This window comes from Winogradskyella sp., from assembly GCF_013042245.1.
Taxonomy (GTDB): domain Bacteria; phylum Bacteroidota; class Bacteroidia; order Flavobacteriales; family Flavobacteriaceae; genus Winogradskyella.
Map to the genome: position 1 here is coordinate 12573 of NZ_JABDQL010000029.1, position 20761 is coordinate 33333.

Below are 20761 nucleotides of genomic sequence, written 5' to 3' on the forward strand. Positions count from 1 at the left end.
CTTTTTGCATTTGTTAGAAGTCAAAAAAATGGGTTAAAAGCCTTATCTTTGCCTGAGCTTAAAATAAGCCGTTCGTTATGCAAAAGAAAATCGCTAATTTCCTATTTTCCACAAGACTTACCTCAATATTATTTATTCTATTTGCTGTTGCCATGGCGGCAGGTACTCTTATAGATCGCAACATGGATACCTCTCCAACACCATTTACTAGGCATTACATATATAATGCTTGGTGGTTTGAAGCAATTATGGTGTTTTTTGTTATTAATTTTATGGGTAATATTTTTAGATTTCGTTTATGGCGAAAAGAAAAATGGGCAACACTCACATTACATTTATCTTTTATACTAATCTTATTAGGCGCATTTGTAACACGCTACGTTGGGTATGAAGGTGCACTAGCGATTAGAGAAGGTGATACATCTAATCAACTGCTATCTCTTAAAACTTATATTAAGGGGCGCATTATTGGTAATTATCAACTTAATGGTCAATTACAGCAATATAATTTTGAAGAACATGTCGATTTCTCTGAAAGATTAGATAATGATTTTGAACAGACGTATACTTACGGAAATATACCTGTAACCATTGCTGTAAAAGAGTTTATTAAAGGAGCTGAAAAAGATATTGTACCTAGTGATGAAGGAGAAAATTACCTTAAAATAGTTGAAGCTGGTGGAGGAAAACCACATAATCATTTTCTTAAAGAAGGCGAAACACAGAGCATCCATAATATTCTATTTACGCTCAATAAATTTCAAGAAGGCGCCATCAATATCACAAATAATGATGCAGGAATTTTTATTAACTCACCTTATGATGGAGAATACCTAACCATGGCGACCATGCGCCAAGGTAAATTGGTGAAAGATAGCTTACAGCGATTGGCATTGCGTTCTCGATATATTATAGAGAACATGCAAATGGTTTTCCCAAAGCCTGTGGTCAAAGGTAAATTTGCCGTGGTTAAAAAATCGCAAATTCTCAAAAATGATGAAGATGGTGTTATTTTAGATATTACCGCAAACGGAGAAACTAAAGAACTTGGTCTAATTGGAGGTCAAGGTATTAATAGCGGATATGAAACTATTAAAGTTGGTGGGTTAGATATAGATGTTCAGTATGGTTCTAAACTTATTGAACTACCATTCTCAGTAAAATTGAATGATTTTATAGCGGAGAAATACCCTGGTACAGAAAATCAGTACTCATCCTATGAAAGTAAAGTAACGGTCGTTGATAAAGAAAATGAAGATTTTGATTACCGAATTTATATGAATCATATTTTAGATTATCGCGGTTATCGCTTTTTTCAGTCAGGTTTTGACCCAGATGAAAAAGGAACTATTTTATCCGTAAATCATGATATGTGGGGAACTTACATCACTTATGCTGGATATTTATTGTTGTATTTTGGATTATTAGCAATCATGTTTGCAAGACATACACGTTTTGATGAGTTACGTAAAAACTTAAAGAAACTTAAAAAGAAAAAAGCTAAGATTTTAGCAACTTTATTAGTGTTGTTTAGTTTATCAGGTTTTTCTCAAGAGCATTCTGCAAATGACGGACATGACCATAGTATGGAATTGCAAAAACAGCAAATAGACTCTATACTTAAGGTTAATATTACACCCAAAAAGCATGCCGATAAGTTTGCAAAAATGGTCATTCAAGACATTAGCGGTCGAATGATGCCCATGCATACCTTTGCTTCAGAGATTTTACGTAAGCTCAGTAAAAAAGATACTTACGAAGATTTTAGTGCGACACAGGTTTTTCTTTCCATGCAAGAAAGCCCACAATTATGGTCTAATACACCTGTCATCTATATGAGGCGAATGGAGACAGATTCTATTAAAAAAATTATTGGTATAGATAAATCTGTTAAGTATGCACGGTTTGTAGACTTTTTTGATGAAAGAGGTGCCTATAAATTAGAGCCGTATCTAGCAGAAGCCTATAAAACACAAACACCAACTGGACATCAAAAGAAGTTTCGAGAAACAAATGACCGCGTTAGATTACTATTTGATGTGATAGAAGGTAATTCTCTAAAAATATTTCCAGTACCTAATGACGAAAATAATAAATGGATTTCTTCAGATGAATTTAGACTTGGAGATTATAGAACTAAAATAAAAGATACGCTTTACGGTAATTTTATTAATAATGGTTTTAGTGCTTATTTAATGACCCTCAACCAAGCTAAACAAACCGGTGATTTTTCACAAGCGGAAGCTTTATTAAAAGGTTTTAAAAAGTCTCAAGAGAAATACGGGAGTGAGGTTATGCCGTCTGATAAAAAGATTGAAACTGAAATTGCGTATAATAAGTATGATATTTTTCAGAAGCTCTTCAGCTGGTATATGTATGCGGGTACTTTGTTATTTATACTTATAATTATTCAGATTTTTAAGTATAAAAGCACATGGTTAAAGTATGCTATAAAAGCTTTTATTGGAGTTATTATTTTATTATTTGCGCTTCATACAGGAGGTTTAATTGTTCGTTGGTATTTGTCTGGACATGCACCATGGAGTGATGCTTATGAGTCCATGATTTATGTAGCTTGGTCTGTTATGTTATTTGGTCTATTATTTGGTAGAAAAAATAGTCTCACAATTGCTGCTTCGGCTTTCGTAACATCTATGATTTTAATGATTGCGCATTGGAGCTGGATGGATCCGGCTATTGCAAATCTTCAGCCAGTATTACAAGGTTATTGGCTAATGATACACGTATCTGTTATTGTTGGTAGTTATGGTCCTTTTGCCTTAGGTATGATTTTGGGGCTTGTTGCCCTGTTATTAATGATTTTTACGAATAAGGAAAATAAAGAACGTATGCTTATCAATATAAAAGAGCTTACTATTATAAATGAGCTGGCACTTACAGTTGGTTTAGTCATGCTAACCATTGGTAATTTCCTTGGCGGTATGTGGGCAAACGAAAGTTGGGGTCGTTATTGGGGCTGGGATCCAAAAGAAACTTGGGCATTAATCAGTATTATGATTTATGCATTTGTGATTCATATGCGGCTCGTACCAGGATTGAGAAGTAGATGGATGTATAGTTTAATGTCTGTATTGGCTTTTGGCAGTATTTTAATGACATATTTTGGAGTCAATTTCTATCTGTCAGGATTACACAGTTATGCTAGCGGTGACCAAATTCTAAGTTTTCAATTTATTGCCATAACACTAGGTATTATTGCTATTATAGGCTTTTTTGCCTATAGAAAGCATAAGACTTTTTACAGATAGTGTACAAATTTCTTACATTATTAATCAGGTCAACTTCATTTTTATGTAACTTGTGCCTATTAAATTAACCAATTAAATGAATTTCTTCAAAAAATTAGGAGCTGCCAATATTTTTATATTAGCTTTATGTGCAGTTATAATTATTGTTGCAGAGTACTTATTTTTAACTGGTAATAGATTACACGGTATCTTTATAGGTCTTTGGGCTCCAACGTTATTGGGTGTAATTATTTACCTCAAAATTATTAACAATGGAGGCAGATGATATAGTATTTTGGTTCTCCATTATAGTTTCGGCTCTAGTAGTTCTGTGGGCTTATTTTATAATAAGAGCTTTTAATAGAATTAAGTAGTAAAGCATAATTACATTAAGTTAAACACACTTTATTAATTATTTTTATTACTTTATAACAGGCGTTTATATAATTATTTTAATTTGTATACTCTCTTCATGACTTTGTTTGGTGATTTAGTTTCTTATTTAGTACTAATCAAAATAACACTGATTATAACTTGAAATTATCATGATAAAGTACCTTCGTATTATATTGATTGGTTTTTATGGGTTTGCAGGAAGTTATCATTTTATAAACCCAGAGTTTTATTACCCTTTAATTCCAGATTATTTACCGTATGCTGAGTTTATAAATTATGCAAGTGGTTTACTTGAGATACTGTTAGCAATTGGTGTAACACTACCGAGAACACGATTATTAGCAGTTAAAGGGATTATTACATTACTTATATTCTTTATTCCTTCACATGTCTATTTTATTACTGAAGGTGGTTGTATGTCAGATTCTCTTTGCGTACCGTTATGGATAGCTTGGGTACGGTTAATCGTAATTCATCCTTTACTGATTTTGTGGGCTTGGTCGATTAGAACAACTAATAAATTATGAGCATAAATGAGATACGCTTAATTATTGACTCTGGGTTTTTAGTATTGATTTGGGCAGTGCAATTAGTTATATACCCAAGTTTCGGTTATTATTCACAATCAAATCTATTCAAGTGGCATCAAAGTTATACCAAGCGTGTAACTATCATAGTATTACCTTTAATGTTTAGTCAGCTTATTTTAGGAATTATTCATTTATGGCAAACTCAGAATTGGTATACGGTTTTGAGTATGTTTATTATAATTTTACTTTGGCTTGTGACATTTCTTATTTTTGTTCCACTTCATCAAAGCATAGATAATAAACCCTTAGAAAATGTTTGTAAAAAACTAGTCAAGTATAACTGGACTCGAACACTTCTTTGGACATTATTGTTTGGTATTACATTATACTACTTTCTTTCTATTTTAAAAAATAATGTGCATATTTGTGCCATTATGGTTGCATAAGACACTTACTAAAAGAAAAATTATCGCTAGTTCTTTAGCGAATTAAATGCTGTTTCAGTTTCTGAAATAGCCAGTACTTATTTTACTTTCAATATTATGCAATCCAATAGAATTTCAATAAAACAATTTTTTAAATATTTACAAATCGCTGTTTCTGGTAAAGAACAAGATTTTACCAATGGTACTATTCGCAGAGCAGTTTTTATGCTTTCCATTCCGATGATTCTTGAAATGCTCATGGAATCTATATTCGCTATTGTGGATATTTTTTATGTATCTCAAGTGAGCGTTAATGCTGTAGCCACGATTGGTTTAACGGAATCTGTAATTACTTTAGTTTATGCTGTTGCTATAGGACTAAGCATGGCTGCAACCGCAATTGTGGCAAGACGGACTGGTGAAAAAGATAAAGAAGGTGCATCAAGGGCAGCTGTACAGGTTATATTCTTAGGTATTGTTATAGCTGTTTTTATTAGTGTAGTAGGAATTATTTATCCTAAGGAAATTCTTGGGCTTATGGGAGGAGAAGCAGACCTCATAGAAGAAGGCTATGGATATACCCAAGTACTTATGGGCGGAAACGTCACTATAATGTTACTCTTTCTTATTAACGCTATTTTTAGAGGTGCAGGAGATGCTTCTATAGCAATGTGGGCCTTGATTGTTTCAAATGGACTCAATATTATTTTAGACCCAATATTCATTTTTGGATTTGGACCAGTACAGGCATATGGTGTACAAGGCGCAGCAATAGCAACAACTATTGGCCGTGGTACAGCTGTCTTATTTCAGTTATTGATTTTGTTTTATGGATGGAGCAGAATAAAAGTTGGTTTTAAAGATTTGGTAATAAGGGTAGCCGTGATGATAAATCTTATAAAAGTTTCGCTCGGTGGAATAGCACAGTTTTTAATTGGCACATCCTCTTGGGTTTTTTTAATGCGTATTATGAGCGAATTCGGTAGTGAAGTATTAGCAGGTTATACAATAGCTATTAGAGTTATGATGTTTACGTTAATGCCTGCTTGGGGATTGAGTAATGCTGCCGCCACTTTAGTCGGCCAAAATTTAGGAGCAAAAAAACCTGAACGTGCGGAACAATCAGTATGGAAAACAGGAAAGTATAGTGCTTTTTTCATGGGAGTTGTTTCTATTGTCTATTTGCTATTCGCACCTCAGATTATTCAATTATTTTCTAATGAAGTTGAAGTGGTCAAGAATGGCGCTTTATGTCTTAGAATTATTGCAGCAGGTTATGTGTTTTATGGTTACGGTATGGTCGTTATTAATGCTTTTAATGGCGCAGGTGATACAAAAACACCTACTTGGATTAATTTTATCTGTTTCTGGGTATTCCAATTGCCATTTGCTTACCTCATGGCATTAACATTTGATTTTGGACCAATTGGCGTATTTACGGCTATTACATTAGCTGAAGTTTTAATAGTAATTTTAGGAATTATGTGGTTCAAAAAAGGCTACTGGAAATCTGTAAAAGTATAGATTAAATTTATTGATTTTTCATTACTTTTATGGAGATTAAAACAATACCATGTTAAAAGATAAATTAGGAATTAATACCATTTGTACACACGTAGGTGAAGTTAAAGATGAGCAGTTTAAAGGTGCTGTTTCTCCAATGTATTTAAGCTCTTCTTATGAGTTTTTAGACGTTGATGTAAAGCGATACCCACGTTATTTTAATACACCAAATCAAGAGTTCTTATCTAAAAAAATTGCAGCTTTAGAAGGTACAGAAGCAGCTATGATTTTTGGCTCAGGTATGGCAGCCATAAGTCATATGTTTTTGGCATTTTTGAAAAAAGGAGACCACTTGGTTGTGCAGAATACACTTTATGGCGGAACAGTTAATTTCATTAAAGAAGAATTTCCAAAGTATGGTATAGAATATACTTTTACAAATGGTTATAGAGCTAAAGATTTTGAATCTGTAATACAACAAAATACAAAGCTCATTCATATAGAAACGCCGTCTAATCCTTTATTAACGGTTACAGATATTAGAGATATTACACAGTTAGCCAAAACAAAAGGCATACTTACTTCAATAGATAATACATTTGCTTCACCAATAAATCAAAAGCCTATTGACTTCGGAATTGATATGGTCATGCATTCTGCTACTAAGTATTTTGGTGGTCATAGTGATATTTGTGCTGGAGCAGTAGCCAGTTCCCATGAATATATGGAACGTATTTGGAATGTATCTAAAAATTTAGGTGGAAGTCTAAGCGATATGACCGTTTGGATGTTAGAACGTAGCATGAAAACACTAGGCTTGCGGGTTAAAGCGCAAACCAAAAACGCGATGAAATTAGCAAAATGGTTAGATAAGCATCCTAAAATTTCGAAAGTGTATTATCCAGGTTTAAAGACACATCCTGAGTATAAATTAGCTAAAGCACAAATGAAAGGTTTTGGCGCTATGTTATCTTTTGAATTAACTAATGACTTGGATTCTTATAGATTTCAAAAGCAGCTAAAATTAATAAAATCCTCTATGAGTTTAGCAGGTGTAGAAAGCACAATGATTTCACCACATTTAACTTCACACGCTTTATTGACTGAAGCGGAACGTGCTGCTATTGGTGTTAGCGACCAATTGATACGTTTTTCTGTAGGTATTGAAAATGCTAAAGATTTAAAAAAGGATATCAATCAAGCTATAGACGCGATACGTTAGTCGTAGTTTTTCTGTGGTCAGTTTTAATACTTATACCAACTTGAATTCTATTCAAGCTATTTTTTCTGATATGTTGTTTTAAATAGCCTATTTGGAGTTGAGAATGTTCCATAATTTGAAATCCAATACCTAAATAAAAACGATTTTCATGAAATACTTGATCTTGAAAATTTACAAAAGGTTCTTCAGTTGCAATTAAGAAGAGTGTTTTGTTTAATGTATATTTTAGGCTTAGTCGATACCTAAATCTATTTTGTGTTTCATTTCTGTCTTTAAAATCTAAAAAACGCTGCTCTAAACGTGCGCGGTGTATTAGCACAAATTTCTCGAATTTTCTACTCAAAGTGTATTGCTCAAATAGGCGGTTTTCATGAACATTAGGTTCGTTATCAAACTCAAAAACAGTATCAATATCTAAATACGCATAGCCCAAACCAATAGACTGATTATCTTTTAAGTGGTAGTTTCCTCTTATAGAGAAAAAAGCTAAGTTATAATTGGATGAAGGTTCATAGAAGCGTAATTCTCCATAGGGATTTACACTATATTTTTCACTTAACCTATGGTTACTACCATAGGTATACCAAGAGCCTAAAAAGGCTTCTGAAGGACTTTGGCTTTTGCCAACTAAGGCTAATAAAGATACTAATAGTGTCAGTAATTTTTTCATCTATATATAATAAAAAAGAGAGCCCATTTCTGAGCTCTCTCGAATCATGGAATTATTAAACGTGGTCGTTTAAATGATGGTGCTCATCAATTAGTGGACCGCCTTCTATAATTTGCTCTGAAGCTTCACTTGCAAATTTTTCAAAATTTAAGTGGAATGAGTGTGCTAAGTTGATAGCCTTACTGATATAACCACCTTTCTGTAACCATGTGTTCATTGGGTCTAACATTTCTGTTGGAACATTAGGGCAGTATTTAGGCATAAATAAGCCAAATATTGGGTGTTGTTCGTAATCTACATTCTCTAATTCTCCATTAAGGATTGCCGTAATCATAGCTCTGGTGTATTTGAGTTTAATACGAGAACCTACGCCATAAGGACCACCGCTCCAGCCAGTGTTTAGCAACCAAACATTAACACCTGCTTCTTGCATTTTTTTACTCAACATTTCTGCATATTTTGTTGGGTGTAGTGGCATAAATGGCTCTCCAAAACAAGCTGAGAATGATGGTACAGGTTCAGTAATTCCAGCTTCAGTACCAGCAACCTTAGCAGTGTAACCAGAAATAAAGTGGTAAGCTGCTTGTCCTGGTGTTAATTTAGATACTGGAGGTAATACTCCAAAGGCATCACAGGTTAAGAAAAATATATTCTTGGGGTTATCTGCATACGATGGCTGTTGGATATTGTCTATATGATAAATAGGGTAACTTACACGCGTATTCTGTGTAATTGAGCTATCCATATAGTCTACTTCATTATTATCTTTAAAAACTACGTTTTCAAGAATAGCACCAGGCTTAATAGCTCTATAGATGTCTGGTTCTTTTTCTTCAGTTAAATCAATGACTTTGGCGTAGCAACCACCTTCAAAATTGAAGATTCTGTTTTCTGCTGTCCAACCATGCTCATCATCACCTATTAGCTTACGATTAGGGTCTGCAGATAATGTTGTTTTTCCAGTTCCTGATAATCCAAAGAAAATTGCAGTATCTCCATCTTCACCAACATTGGCAGAACAATGCATTGGTAATACATTTTTATCAACTGGTAAAATCATATTTAATGCAGAGAAAATACCTTTTTTCATTTCACCTGTATATGCAGAGCCACCTACTAGAGCTATCTTTTTTGTAAAGTTTAAAATGGAAAAGTTACCTTGTCTAATACCATATTTTTTTGGCTCTTTACATTCGTAACCTGGTGCGCAAAGGACCAACCATTCTTCTTCAAAATTTTCTAATTCTTCTTCTGAAGGTCTTAAAAACATATTATAAATAAACATGTTAGACCATGGATATTCTGTAACAGTTCTTACATTCATTTTATATTTAGGATCGGCACAAACGTAACCATCTCTAACATAGATTTCTTTCCCGCTTAGATAATTTTCAATTTCAGATTGTAAATAATCAAAGTTTTCAGGAGAAATACCCTTATTAGTTTTTCCCCACCAAACGCGATCTTTTGTATAATCATCTTTTACTAAAAAGCGATCCTGTGGGGAACGTCCTGTAAATTTTCCTGTGTTTATGGCTAATGTTCCGTTAGCTGTTTCTTTTCCCATTCCTTTTTTAAGAGTAATGGCTTGTAGTTCTTCTGGCAAAAGATTCCAATGGGCATTGGTGTCTTTTAATCCGTACTTGGTGAGGTCTCTTGTTTTCATAATCGGTTTTTTAAATAAAGTTTCCATGATTTAAAATTTTTTTAATTCGACTTTCGATTTAAAATGGCCATATCAATGGCACTAATAGTAAAGTTGTTATTAGAAATAGCAGAAGCAATGGTGCACCTACTTTTAGGTAATCTTTAAATTTATATCCGCCAGCAGTCATAACCATGGCATTAGTTGTTGTTCCTACGGGTGTTAAAAATGCTGTAGATGCACTAACAGCTACAGTTATCATAAAAGGCGCAGCAGATAATTCTAGAGTACTTGCTGCAATTAATACAATAGGTGCCATAAGTACTGCCGTTGCTGAGTTATTGATAACCTGACTAAATGTTGTAGTAAGTAAAAAAACACCAGCCAAAAGTGCAACAGGATGTAAAGTTCCCAATGTTTCGACTAATCCGTTTGCAATTAACTGTGCAGTTCCTGTTTTTTGTAGTGCAGTTCCCATAGGTATCATTGCGGCAATCATTACTACACTTATCCAGCTAATACCTTTATAGGCTTTTGCAATTGGTACACAACCAGAAATTAGTACAATACCGGCAGAAATCAACGCTGCAACTGCGCCTGGCACAATTTTAAAGACCAAAAGCACAATCATTAATGCTAAAGCAAATAAGGCAATGTAAGATTTGTTAGATAAAATAGTTACGGTTTTTGCCATACCTTCTGGACTACCACAAATGACTAGGTTTTCATGATATTCTTTTAATTGTTCTATATCGCTCCAAATACCTCTAACTAAAAATGCATCACCTGCCTTTATAGTTATTTCACGTTCTGTAAACGGTTTGTTATTACGAGATGCAGCCATAAGTTGCACGCCAAATCTTTTAAAGAAATTTCCAATTTTTATTTTACGACCTACTAAAACAGAGTTAGGTGTCACTAATATCTCTGCCATACCAACCTCTTGGTTTATAAGGTTGTTTTTAAGTTCATCTGCAATGGGCTCCAAAGGCAGTAAGCCTAATCTAAACTTTATCATTAAGGCATTAATTGCTTCTGTTTCACCTTTGACTGTAATAATATCGTGGTAAAGAAACTCAGTTGAATTTTCAGGAAATTCTATAAATGGTTCGTTACCTTTTAAACGGTTAGGGTGCCTTCTTTTAATTCTTATTATAGAGACATGATAGTTGTTTTCAAAATTCCATTCGCCAATCTTTGTGCCCAATAGCGGAGATACAGAACGTACTCTAAGTCTGTAGTAGTTATCATCTACTTTATAAGCTTCTATCCATTTGTGCATTGTAGTACTTATGTCTACAGGCTTATTGTTGGTTTTGTTTTTTGGTAGTAATCTGTAGCCAATATATCTGAAATAGATTAATGCGATAAGAAGTAGAGGAAGTCCAATTAATCCAAATTCAAAGAAAGAAAATCCCTCTAAACCACTTTCGAGCATTGTATTGTTAACAATAATATTTGGTGGCGTACCAGTTAAGGTTAATAATCCACCAGTATTAGACCCAAACGCAATTGGCATTAATAATTTTGAAGGTAAAGTACCTATACTCCAAGCAGAAGAAATAGTAACAGGCATTAATGTGGCCACTGTACCTGTATTACTAACAAAACCAGATAAAACGCCAGCACCAAGACTTGTTATAACTAGCAAACGTGAAATACTTTTACCCGCAAGACTCATAAATTTTTGACCTGCTAACGCTGTCCAACCTGTCTGAGATAAACCTTCACCAATAATAAAAAGAGCGGCAATCATAATCACAGTTGGGTTACTAAAGCCGCTTAAGGTCTCATTTAAATCCAGTATACCAAACATAAATAGACTTAACATAGATAAAAGAGCTACAATATCTGGCGTGAATTTTCCCCAAATGAATAGTAGAATTGTAATAGATAAAATGATTAGCATCAAGCTCATTGGAGAAATCTTTTTTATTATACCATAAAATTACAGGCATTTATATCCAATTATTATGACGGTTGTCATACTTATAAAGAATTGCTAATTTTTCAAATTTGTGCAGAAAAGTAAGGTTTATATCGAGATATTTTAAAACGAAACCGTTTGCGGAATAGAAAGAATCCTATAATCTATATTCTTTTTAATATTTTTGACAATGAATAGGTATATAATAGGAGCAAAAAAGCTTCTTTTTTTAAAAATATAAGATGAAATTAGACATATTAGCTTTTGGAGCGCATCCTGATGATGTAGAATTAGGTTGCGGTGGAACATTGGCAAAGGAAGTATCAAAAGGTAAAAAAGTTGGAATAATAGATTTAACTCGAGGCGAATTAGGCACAAGAGGTACTGCTGAAACAAGAGATAAGGAGGCTGCTGACAGCGCCAAAATTCTTGGTGTTAACTTAAGAAAAAACTTAGGTTTTGCTGATGGATTTTTTGTTAATGACAAAGCCCACCAATTCGAAATCATAAAAATGATTAGAAAATACCAACCAGAAGTTGTTCTTTGTAATGCTATAGATGATAGACACATTGACCATGGAAAGGGAAGCAAATTAGTTAGTGATGCCTGTTTTTTGAGTGGACTTATCAAGGTTAAAACTTCAATAAATAAAGTAGAACAGAGCAAGTGGCGACCAAAAGTTGTTTATCATTATATACAGTGGAAGGATATAGAATCTGATTTTGTAGTAGATATTAGTGGTTTTATGGATAAAAAAATGGATGCTGTTCTTGCTTATAAAACCCAATTTTACGACCCTAAAAGTAATGCTCCAGAAACACCAATATCTTCCAAAAATTTCACAGACAGTATAGAATACAGGGCCAGAAATCTCGGACGTTTAATCGGTGTAGAACACGCAGAAGGGTTTACGGTTGAGCGCTATGTTGCCGTCGAAAGTTTATTTGATTTGAAATAAAAAAAAGCCTTTCATTTCTGAAAGGCTTTACTGACAAGGGTGGAAGACCGGTCTCGAACCGGCGACCTCTGGTACCACAAACCAGCGCTCTAACCAACTGAGCTACAACCACCATTTTAATTAGGACTGCAAATGTAATTGAAAACTATATTTCAGCAAAACCTTTTTTAGAAATATTTAAAAAAATAAACCCTTCTAAATATCAGAAGGGTTTTGTTTATTGATAATGAGAAGTTTTATCTAAATCACTTTTATTCAGCTTTATCCACTACTGGACGATTTTTGCGATTGGCAAGTTCCCAAGCAGTATAAAAAACCAGTCTTGTTCTATTTTCTAACAAATCATATTCAATTTTATCTGGTGTATCGCTAGGCTTATGATAATCATCATGCGTACCATTGAAATAGAAAATTACAGGAACATTGTTTTTAGCAAAGTTATAATGGTCAGAACGGTAGTAGTAACGGTTAGGGTCGTTCTCATCATTATAAGTATAATCTAATTCTATGTTGGTGTACTTTTTATTAATCTCTTCAGATAGCTTATGGAGTTCTGTACTTAACTTATCACTTCCAATGAGGTAAACATAATTTCTGTCTCCTTCATTACGTTTTGGGTCTATACGACCAATCATATCTATATTTAAGTCTGCAACAGTATTTTCTAATGGAAATATTGGGTCTATGTCGGTATAATATCTAGAACCTAAAAGGCCTTTCTCTTCACCTGTAACGTGTAGGAAGAGTATTGAGCGTTTTGGTGTATAACCATCTTTAACAGCTTGCTGGAAAGCTTCAGCAATTTCTATTAAAGCTATAGTGCCAGAACCATCATCGTCTGCACCATTGTAAACCTCACCATTCTTTATACCTTCATGGTCAAGGTGTGCAGAAAGTACTAAAATTTCACCTGGTTTTTCAGACCCTTTTATAAAGGCCACTACGTTTTCAGACATAACGTCTTCAGCTTTTCTTTCAGCCTTTAACACCATGTCTGTTTTTAGAACTTTTGGTGTGTTGTCATCGGCTATAGAGTTGTAAATTTCTTTGGCTAAATCTTCGTTTATCATAACAAATGCAAAATCTCCATCGTCACTCTTAAGAGATAATCTCCCCGAAAATCCCGACTCGGCTTGTCTTTGATAGAAAGGCGCATACCTAGAAAATAAATTACCATCTAAATAAAGTAAAGCCTTAGCTCCTTGCTCTTGAGCAGCATTTCTTTTGCTAGAAAGCGATTGACGACCATTAGTCCATTTCGTACCTTCAGTTTTACCAGAAGTTACGTAGTTTCCATTAGCATCTTTTGGTTCACCTGCTTTTGCCAACACAATTTTGCCTTTAACATCTATATTCTTGTAATCTGAATAATTTTCATCATCGATGCCGTGACCAACATATATAATTTCTGATGTTTTTACATCTAAATCTTTTGAAAGTACTAAAACAATGTGGTTTGTAAAAGCGTCAAAGGATTTACCATTTACTGCTACTTGTGCTTCAGCAACTTTTTGTTTTTGTAAAGGGACTTCTTGAAAATAATCATCATTATTATAAGCTGATGAAATACCCATAGAAACGTATTGGTTTTTAAGATATTCAACAGCCATTTTTTGTCCTTTTTCTCCAGTGTTTCTACCTTCAAATTCATCGGAAGCATAGGTGTAAAGCATATCTTTTAACTCTTCTTGAGTTATGGTTTCTGCATAATCAACTGGGTTTGCAGTGCTTTTTTTAGAAGCTATTGACGTATTGGTCTTGCCGCCACCACAAGCTAGTAGTACTGTAGATAAACATAGTACAAAGAATAATCTTTTCATTATGTAATTAGATTTTATTTTAATTAATATACCTGTATTTGGTCTGAGGCATTAAAAATAACCAAATAATGACGAGTAAAAATACAAATCAAATATTATTAACAAACTTTAGTATCAAAGCACTTCTCTTAAGGGTGCATTATTAGAATTAGCAATATACCAAGTTGTTACAAATATAAGTTGTGTTCTTTTTTTTAAAGCTGAAAAACTAATTTTATCTATCGTATCTGAAGATTTATGATAGTCTTTATGCTCACCATTAAAGAAAAATATAACAGGGATATCTTGAAGCGCAAAATTATAATGGTCAGATCTATTGTAGTATCTGTTAGTATCGTTTATATCATTATACTTGTAATCTAAGTCTAAGTTAACAAACTCATCATTAGCTTCACGTACAATAAAGTCTAGTTCTGTACTAATGCGGTCAGAACCTATGAGATATACGTAATTGTCGTTACCCTCATGTCTTTTGTCAATACGACCAATCATATCTGTATTAAGATTGGCAACTGTATTTTCAAGAGGAAATACTGGATTTTGAATATAATACTGTGAGCCATAGAGACCAAGTTCTTCTGCTGTAACATGAAGAAAAACAATACTCCGCCGTGGTCTTATACCATTTTGTTCGGCAAGTTTGAATGCTTCGGCAATTTCAAGTATTGCTGAGGTTCCTGAACCATTATCATCTGCTCCGTTATAGACTTTGCCATCTACAATACCTATATGGTCGGAGTGTGCAGAAATAACCACATATTCGTCTGGAAATTCTGAACCTTCTACATAGGCAATGACATTTTGAGATGTATTTGTGTCCTCAGGAAGAAAAGATTTTGGAACCGTTTGAAAATAGCCTGGGTAATTCTTAGGAGCTTTAATTTGAAGGGCTTTGTATTGACTTTTTATATAGTCACATATTGCATTGTGCCCAGGTTCTCCAGACATGCGACCGGCGTATTTGTCACTGGCTATTTCTGTGAGGTGTTTCTCTAAATCAACTTCAGTGATTGTGTTTAAATACGTTTGTACTGTTGGGATTTTTTTAAATACAATAGACGCTTTTACTTCTTTAATTTTTTCACTATGCCTTTGTTTAGAACAGGTCCCTACTAAAAGTAGAAGTGAAGCTATAAGTATTTTCATTTTCTTTCAATTGGTGCTCAAAAATAAATGAATAAACAGACTTCTCTAACAAATCTACTCATCAATTTCTATATCTTCAAGAAGTTCTATAGCATCTTCTTCCGATTTGTCTTCACGTTGTTCTAGTTCTTCAGTATCTCCTATTTCAGCTTTATAGAAAACACTTTTATAAATGATAAAGCCAAGTGAAATTATACTAAGTAAAAAGACATACTGTATGGCTTTGGTTTTTATTTGTTTCTTTTTGGTTAGGTACAAAAGGCCTAGTCCGCAGAGAAAAGCAGCAATAACAGGAAAAACAGCTATTTTAAAAAGAGGTGTTACGGCGAGTATTACTGCTAAGACTGAAGTAATAAACCCTAAAATGACTAATAATCGTTTCATGTGTTTATATCTATTGTTTTTTTAAGGACACATGCTGTTCGCTATTAATTATTCCTTTGGATGATAATATGTTTAGCATGCTCGTTTCATGTGTTTATATCTATTGTTTTTTTAAGGACATATGCTGTTCGCTATTAATTATTCCTTTGGATGATAATATGTTTATCATGCGCGTTTTATAATTTTAGTGTTTAAGACCTGTTGCTGATTTGATTTTTAATTCGCCATTTCCAACGGGTATTTTAAACTTTGCTAGCAAAGGTACTTTATTAGCATCTGCTGTTAACCAGATAATATTAGTGTTATTTCCTTTTAATGCGTCAGAACCTTTGAGGGTAATGGCAATTTTATAGCATTCTTTTCTACCAATATTAGAAGAAATAGATTCTTTACCTAAATATTTAAAGACAACCGTAGATTCCTCATTGTCAAATAATACTTTAAAACTTGATGAATCCCCGACATTTGCTTTATCTATATCTAAGTTACGAAGTGTATACAAAGTAGCTACTAAATCTTTTGTGCCTGGGTTTATACTTACATTTTTCTTTTCTTCCCAAATAGTGCCATCACTGCGTCTTTTTTTCTTAACGCTATTTACAGTTTTTGTTTTATGGCGGTATTTGTACTGCATAAACTTATAATATCCACCTTCATCAATTTCTCTTTTGTAGAGGTAAGGCGTCAGATTGCTTGGGCTTACGTAACTTTCATATAAGTCTCTAATTTTAAAAAAACTATCAAAACTACTATAAGTACTAGCCGAGCACTTGAGGCGCATCAATGTACTTTTCGAGGTTTTAATTTTACTTGTTTCCATGGTGACTTGCGCAATATCAGTTAGTAAACCAGACATGTTGTAAGAAGCTGTATAAACTAATTTTTCTCCAAATGCAATTGTCTTATTCTGAGCAAATAAAGACAAACAAAAAAATAGACTTATAGATACTAGGATATGTTTCATTTATAAAGTTTTTTATATAAACGTTTTATGAATCATTTATTGTGCCGAAATTACAACTGTACAATTAATTCTAAACTTTTTTTGGATAAAATTTAAACAAAAGTAAAAAAGCAAAAAAAGCCTTGGCAAAAGCAAAAAAGGATTTTATATTTGCATCCGCATTTAGGGAATACCTAATGAGACACTCAAGGAGAAATGGCAGAGTGGTCGAATGCACCAGTCTTGAAAACTGGCGAGGGTCACACCTCCGGGGGTTCGAATCCCTCTTTCTCCGCAAAAGGAAACCTACAACCAAAGTTGTAGGTTTTTTTGTTTTCAGGCATGTTGAAAATTTATTTTCATAAATAGATGAAAACAAAAAAACAAGCAAGTGTAACTTGTGTAGGTTTCTATGCTTGTACTAGATTCCTTATTAGGGATCATTGAAAATAATCCCTCTTTCTCCGCCAAGATTTATTCAAAATCGACGAAAGTCCTGTAAACTCAATGTTTATGGGACTTTTTATTTTACCCAAAACATCAAAATATGTATTAAAAACCATTCTGTTGGTGACCTATTAGGTGACCTTTTTTAAACCTTAATTAGGTCACCTAATTACTTATAACTAATTATAAATCAGTAAGATAAAACAATTAAAAGACCTTAATATTTTGTAAATTAATGTATAATTAAAGGTCACCAGAATGAACAAAACATTTGGATTATTATTCTACTTAAAAAAGAGTAAAGTAGATGCACAGGGCAAATGCCCTATTTACCTACGTATTACTATAGATGGTAAGCGTACAGCGATTAGTACAAAGCGTACCATTGCCATTGAAAAATGGAGCGTTGAAGCCAATAAAGCTATTGGAAGAACAGAAGATATACGAGAACTAAATGCCTATTTAGATTCACTTGCTACAAAAGTATATCAAAGCCAAAGAGACTTAATTCAAGATAACAAAGAGGTTACTACAGAAACCCTTAAAAACAAGTTTTTAGGTGTTGAGGAAAAACAAAGAACACTAATAACCATCTTTAACAATCACAACAAGCAAGTTGAAAAATTAGTTGGTAGAGAGTTTTCGGCAGGAACTTTAGAGCGTTATAAAACGGTGTGTAAGCATCTGCAAGAGTTTATGCAACATCAGTACAAGGTAAGTGATATTCCTGTGAATAGAATAGACCACAAGTATATTACAGATTTTGAGTTCTATTTGAAAACCGTTAGAAACTGCGGACATAACAGTACTATCAAGTATATTAAGAATTTTAAAAAGATAGTGCGTATAGCAATAGCCAATGATTGGATTAAAAAAGAACCATTTCTAAATTATAAAGTGCGTTTAAAAGAAGTGGAACGCCAATTCTTATCAGAAGTAGAAATACAAACAATGCTCGAAAAAGAATTACACACTAATCGATTAGAGCAAGTAAGAGACATTTTTATATTCTGTTGCTTTACAGGTTTAGCGTATAGTGACGTTAAGAAGCTCTCAAAAGATAATTTGGTATTTGGTATTGATGGCGATAAGTGGATAAAAACAAAGCGTACTAAAACAGATACACGCAGTAATATTCCACTACTTCCAACCGCTTTAGAGATTATAAAAAAATATGAGAACCATCCAGAAGCAGTTACAAAAAGTTTGTTGCTTCCAGTATTAAGCAATCAAAAGTCTAATGCCTATTTAAAAGAGATAGCAGACTTGTGTGGTATCAACAAAAACTTAACCACCCATTTGGCTCGTCATACCTTTGCAACTACTGTAACATTGTCTAATGGTGTACCAATGGTGTCAGTTAGTAAAATGTTAGGGCATAAATCATTAAAAACGACACAACATTATGCAAAAATATTGGATAGAAAAGTAAGTGATGATATGGCTATTTTAAAACAAAAGTTTGCTGATAAAACTACTATTGACGCTTCTAAGAGAATAGCCAATTAACACTTATATACAATAACGTTAAACAAATTTCTTAAAACCGCTTAAAACCCTTGTTAATTCAAAGGTTTTCGCTTTTAATAGAGTGTCTTTTTTGTTTACAACTGTTAATAAGTTTGTTTTATGTAAAGGTCAAAATATCGTAAATTAACGTAATATAAATCAGGTGTTTACACCTTTTAATACGTTTTAATACAGAATGACATTTGAAGTAATTACAAAGGATGATTTAAAGACTCTTAAACAGGAAATCATCACAGAACTTAAGACAATTTTAGGAAGCCAAACAGAGCAAAAAAAGTGGTTAAAATCAGCAGACGTACGTGAGCTATTAAATATCTCACCAGGTACTTTGCAGAATTTACGAAATAACGGAACATTACCTTATACCAAAATGGGTAAAACAATGTACTATGAGTATGATGATGTAATCGGAATTTTAACCCAAAACAAGAGTGCTTAATGAAGTTACATTTTTATTTTCCAGAGAATTTAGATTTAGACAATCTAATTGATGACAACTACCCAACATTTAAGCCTTTTGTTAGAGAAAAAGCAAGATACTTACTACATCTAATTAGTGTAAAACGACTGAATAAAAAAGATTCGGTTACAGAAGAATACACCAAACTTTCATCAAAAATGATGCAGGATATGGTGCATAATTATCACGAATATTGGGATTACTTTATAAACGATTTAAAAATTGTTGAGCGCACCAAATCTTATCAAACAGACAAATACTGTAAAGGTTACAAGTTTGTTGAAGCGTATAACACATCAATAGTGAAATCACCTTTAACGCTTCAAGATAGATCCATTAGAAAAAAGCTGATAAACTACATCAACAGAATAAAATCTCAAAACAGGTCGTATACATATCTATCAAAATGGTTTGATGATAAGCTACAAATTGATGAAGAAATTTGTGTTTGGGCAATGAATGAGATATTTAACATCAAACAAGAATTTCCAGAGTTAAGAGATATTAATATTATAAACGGTAAAGAAAAAAGTCCACAAAAACAGAAAGACTTTGCTCTTGGCTCAATAGGGAGATTTAAAGAAGCATTAAATCAACCTCGTCGAGATAATAATGTACTGCGTTACCATTCTGTACTTACAAATATGAATAGCATATACAGAAATGCGGTTACCTACAATGGCGAAGAGTTGTATGCACTCGATTTAAAAAACAGCCAAGTGTTTTTGAGCACAAAACTTTTATCTACTAATTATTTAATAAGAAGCTATGGAAATGGTGCAAAAGTCGACATCATCTTTGATAATCCTATTGAAATGTATAAACGTTTAACTAATCAACCCTTTTTAGAGGTTGATAGTTTAAACTCTAAAATAACTAAATGTAATTTAAGTAAATCCTCTTACATTATGTTAGGACTTTTTAAAGATAGCCCTTTAAATATGAGGTTTCAGGAATACTTCAGATTGGCTATTAAGGGCAATTTCTACGAGAGTTTAAGAGAAAAGATACATCAGGAGTTAGGTGTGTATATTGAGTCCAGAGGAGATGTTAAGCGTAACGTATTCAAGTTTATGTTTTCAGAAGTACACTCTAAATCAAAGTTTGTAAAACTATTTGAGGCGCTCTTCCCAGAAGTATATAAAGTGTTTTATGATATAAAAGAATATGACCATACAATACTACCTCGCATACTGCAACGTATAGAAAGCAATTTATTTATAGATAGAATTGCAAAGCGTGTCTCAAAAGAATTGCCAAAAGCATCTATTCACACCATACACGACAGTATTGCATCTACTAAACAATATATTCCTGCAATAAGAAAGATTATGGAAGAAGAATTTGTAGGTGGCATAGGTGCGATTCCTGGTATTAAAGAAGAACATTGGTGTAAAGCCAATATTATTAAAGAAGTTAATGAACTAAAGCAAAAAGCATTTGCTGTAGCCTCATAATCAACAAATAGTGTTTAATATCAATACTGTATTGACTTTAAAAATATAC

The 20761-nt window shown here is 33.2% G+C and carries 17 protein-coding genes and 2 tRNA genes; 11 read left to right on the plus strand and 8 right to left on the minus strand.

The window, feature by feature from the left end:
- Positions 1 to 77: 77 nt before the first annotated feature.
- From ccsA to HKP48_RS02980, 6 genes are all read left to right on the plus strand, one after another.
- Positions 78 to 3269 (plus strand): cytochrome c biogenesis protein CcsA, encoded by a 3192-nt coding sequence (gene ccsA, locus HKP48_RS02955; RefSeq protein WP_296342650.1) that lies wholly within the window; start codon positions 78 to 80, stop codon positions 3267 to 3269.
- Positions 3270 to 3345: 76 nt separating this feature from the next.
- Entirely contained in the window at positions 3346 to 3534 is a 189-nt protein-coding gene (locus tag HKP48_RS02960; protein WP_296342651.1) for a hypothetical protein, read from the plus strand.
- A gap of 259 nt (positions 3535 to 3793) precedes the next feature.
- Positions 3794 to 4171: a hypothetical protein gene (locus HKP48_RS02965; protein WP_296342654.1), complete on the plus strand. Its 378-nt coding sequence runs from the start codon at positions 3794 to 3796 to the stop codon at positions 4169 to 4171.
- Positions 4168 to 4620: a hypothetical protein gene (locus HKP48_RS02970; protein WP_296342655.1), complete on the plus strand. Its 453-nt coding sequence runs from the start codon at positions 4168 to 4170 to the stop codon at positions 4618 to 4620. Before HKP48_RS02965 ends, HKP48_RS02970 begins: the two co-directional genes overlap by 4 nt.
- A gap of 96 nt (positions 4621 to 4716) precedes the next feature.
- Positions 4717 to 6123, plus strand: coding sequence for an MATE family efflux transporter (locus HKP48_RS02975; RefSeq protein WP_296342659.1), 1407 nt, complete (start codon positions 4717 to 4719; stop codon positions 6121 to 6123).
- Between the two features lie 49 nt (positions 6124 to 6172).
- Complete coding sequence (locus tag HKP48_RS02980; RefSeq protein WP_296342661.1) at positions 6173 to 7324, plus strand: PLP-dependent aspartate aminotransferase family protein; 1152 nt, start codon at positions 6173 to 6175, stop codon at positions 7322 to 7324.
- On the opposite strand, the gene HKP48_RS02985 is transcribed toward HKP48_RS02980, so the two are convergent.
- Genes HKP48_RS02985 through HKP48_RS02995 form a run of 3 tightly spaced genes read right to left on the minus strand, consistent with a single transcriptional unit; the run spans position 7305 to position 11548 of the window.
- Positions 7305 to 7994 (minus strand): DUF2490 domain-containing protein, encoded by a 690-nt coding sequence (locus HKP48_RS02985; protein WP_296342663.1) that lies wholly within the window; start codon positions 7992 to 7994, stop codon positions 7305 to 7307. The two genes, HKP48_RS02980 and HKP48_RS02985, sit on opposite strands and share 20 nt — an antisense overlap.
- Before the next feature lie 55 nt (positions 7995 to 8049).
- Positions 8050 to 9660, minus strand: coding sequence for a phosphoenolpyruvate carboxykinase (ATP) (pckA, locus tag HKP48_RS02990; protein WP_296342664.1), 1611 nt, complete (start codon positions 9658 to 9660; stop codon positions 8050 to 8052).
- A gap of 58 nt (positions 9661 to 9718) precedes the next feature.
- The gene (locus HKP48_RS02995) at positions 9719 to 11548 is read right to left on the minus strand and encodes an SLC13 family permease (protein WP_296342666.1); all 1830 of its coding nucleotides are present in this window, start codon (positions 11546 to 11548) and stop codon (positions 9719 to 9721) included.
- Between the two features lie 260 nt (positions 11549 to 11808).
- Here HKP48_RS02995 and bshB1 point away from each other — a divergent pair, with 260 nt between their 5' ends.
- Positions 11809 to 12525 carry a bacillithiol biosynthesis deacetylase BshB1 gene (gene bshB1, locus HKP48_RS03000; RefSeq protein WP_296342668.1) on the plus strand — a complete coding sequence of 239 codons (717 nt, stop codon included), beginning with the start codon at positions 11809 to 11811 and terminating at the stop codon, positions 12523 to 12525.
- A 37-nt stretch (positions 12526 to 12562) separates the two neighbouring features.
- On the opposite strand, the gene HKP48_RS03005 is transcribed toward bshB1, so the two are convergent.
- From HKP48_RS03005 to HKP48_RS03025, 5 genes are all read right to left on the minus strand, one after another.
- Positions 12563 to 12638: transfer RNA gene (locus HKP48_RS03005), tRNA-His, on the minus strand.
- Between the two features lie 138 nt (positions 12639 to 12776).
- The gene (locus HKP48_RS03010) at positions 12777 to 14345 is read right to left on the minus strand and encodes a M28 family peptidase (protein WP_296342670.1); all 1569 of its coding nucleotides are present in this window, start codon (positions 14343 to 14345) and stop codon (positions 12777 to 12779) included.
- A gap of 114 nt (positions 14346 to 14459) precedes the next feature.
- Positions 14460 to 15491 (minus strand): M28 family metallopeptidase, encoded by a 1032-nt coding sequence (locus tag HKP48_RS03015; protein ID WP_296342673.1) that lies wholly within the window; start codon positions 15489 to 15491, stop codon positions 14460 to 14462.
- A gap of 54 nt (positions 15492 to 15545) precedes the next feature.
- Complete coding sequence (locus tag HKP48_RS03020) at positions 15546 to 15875, minus strand: FUSC family protein (RefSeq protein WP_296342675.1); 330 nt, start codon at positions 15873 to 15875, stop codon at positions 15546 to 15548.
- Between the two features lie 184 nt (positions 15876 to 16059).
- Complete coding sequence (locus tag HKP48_RS03025; RefSeq protein WP_296342677.1) at positions 16060 to 16839, minus strand: DUF3108 domain-containing protein; 780 nt, start codon at positions 16837 to 16839, stop codon at positions 16060 to 16062.
- A gap of 189 nt (positions 16840 to 17028) precedes the next feature.
- Between HKP48_RS03025 and HKP48_RS03030 the strand changes: the two genes are divergently transcribed.
- From HKP48_RS03030 to HKP48_RS03045, 4 genes are all read left to right on the plus strand, one after another.
- Positions 17029 to 17113 (plus strand) — tRNA-Ser (locus HKP48_RS03030).
- Between the two features lie 410 nt (positions 17114 to 17523).
- On the plus strand, positions 17524 to 18774 hold the full coding sequence (locus HKP48_RS03035; RefSeq protein ID WP_296342679.1) for a site-specific integrase: 1251 nt from the start codon (positions 17524 to 17526) through the stop codon (positions 18772 to 18774).
- A 196-nt stretch (positions 18775 to 18970) separates the two neighbouring features.
- Positions 18971 to 19234 carry a helix-turn-helix domain-containing protein gene (locus tag HKP48_RS03040; RefSeq protein WP_296342680.1) on the plus strand — a complete coding sequence of 88 codons (264 nt, stop codon included), beginning with the start codon at positions 18971 to 18973 and terminating at the stop codon, positions 19232 to 19234.
- A complete protein-coding gene (locus tag HKP48_RS03045; RefSeq protein WP_296342681.1) occupies positions 19234 to 20712 on the plus strand; it encodes a hypothetical protein in 1479 nt (492 codons plus the stop codon). The genes HKP48_RS03040 and HKP48_RS03045 overlap by 1 nt, the downstream gene beginning before the upstream one ends.
- Positions 20713 to 20761: the final 49 nt, after the last annotated feature.

Excerpts from the sequence above, each read along its gene's own strand:
- ccsA (WP_296342650.1), top strand. The coding sequence starts at position 78 with ATGCAAAAGAAAATCGCTAATTTCCTATTTTCCACAAGACTTACCTCA.
- HKP48_RS02960 (WP_296342651.1), top strand. The coding sequence starts at position 3,346 with ATGAATTTCTTCAAAAAATTAGGAGCTGCCAATATTTTTATATTAGCT.
- HKP48_RS02965 (WP_296342654.1), top strand. The coding sequence starts at position 3,794 with ATGATAAAGTACCTTCGTATTATATTGATTGGTTTTTATGGGTTTGCA.
- HKP48_RS02970 (WP_296342655.1), top strand. The coding sequence starts at position 4,168 with ATGAGCATAAATGAGATACGCTTAATTATTGACTCTGGGTTTTTAGTA.
- HKP48_RS02975 (WP_296342659.1), top strand. The coding sequence starts at position 4,717 with ATGCAATCCAATAGAATTTCAATAAAACAATTTTTTAAATATTTACAA.
- HKP48_RS02980 (WP_296342661.1), top strand. The coding sequence starts at position 6,173 with ATGTTAAAAGATAAATTAGGAATTAATACCATTTGTACACACGTAGGT.
- HKP48_RS02985 (WP_296342663.1), bottom strand. The coding sequence starts at position 7,994 with ATGAAAAAATTACTGACACTATTAGTATCTTTATTAGCCTTAGTTGGC.
- pckA (WP_296342664.1), bottom strand. The coding sequence starts at position 9,660 with ATGAAAACAAGAGACCTCACCAAGTACGGATTAAAAGACACCAATGCC.
- HKP48_RS02995 (WP_296342666.1), bottom strand. The coding sequence starts at position 11,548 with ATGCTAATCATTTTATCTATTACAATTCTACTATTCATTTGGGGAAAA.
- bshB1 (WP_296342668.1), top strand. The coding sequence starts at position 11,809 with ATGAAATTAGACATATTAGCTTTTGGAGCGCATCCTGATGATGTAGAA.
- HKP48_RS03010 (WP_296342670.1), bottom strand. The coding sequence starts at position 14,345 with ATGAAAAGATTATTCTTTGTACTATGTTTATCTACAGTACTACTAGCT.
- HKP48_RS03015 (WP_296342673.1), bottom strand. The coding sequence starts at position 15,491 with ATGAAAATACTTATAGCTTCACTTCTACTTTTAGTAGGGACCTGTTCT.
- HKP48_RS03020 (WP_296342675.1), bottom strand. The coding sequence starts at position 15,875 with ATGAAACGATTATTAGTCATTTTAGGGTTTATTACTTCAGTCTTAGCA.
- HKP48_RS03025 (WP_296342677.1), bottom strand. The coding sequence starts at position 16,839 with ATGAAACATATCCTAGTATCTATAAGTCTATTTTTTTGTTTGTCTTTA.
- HKP48_RS03035 (WP_296342679.1), top strand. The coding sequence starts at position 17,524 with ATGAACAAAACATTTGGATTATTATTCTACTTAAAAAAGAGTAAAGTA.
- HKP48_RS03040 (WP_296342680.1), top strand. The coding sequence starts at position 18,971 with ATGACATTTGAAGTAATTACAAAGGATGATTTAAAGACTCTTAAACAG.
- HKP48_RS03045 (WP_296342681.1), top strand. The coding sequence starts at position 19,234 with ATGAAGTTACATTTTTATTTTCCAGAGAATTTAGATTTAGACAATCTA.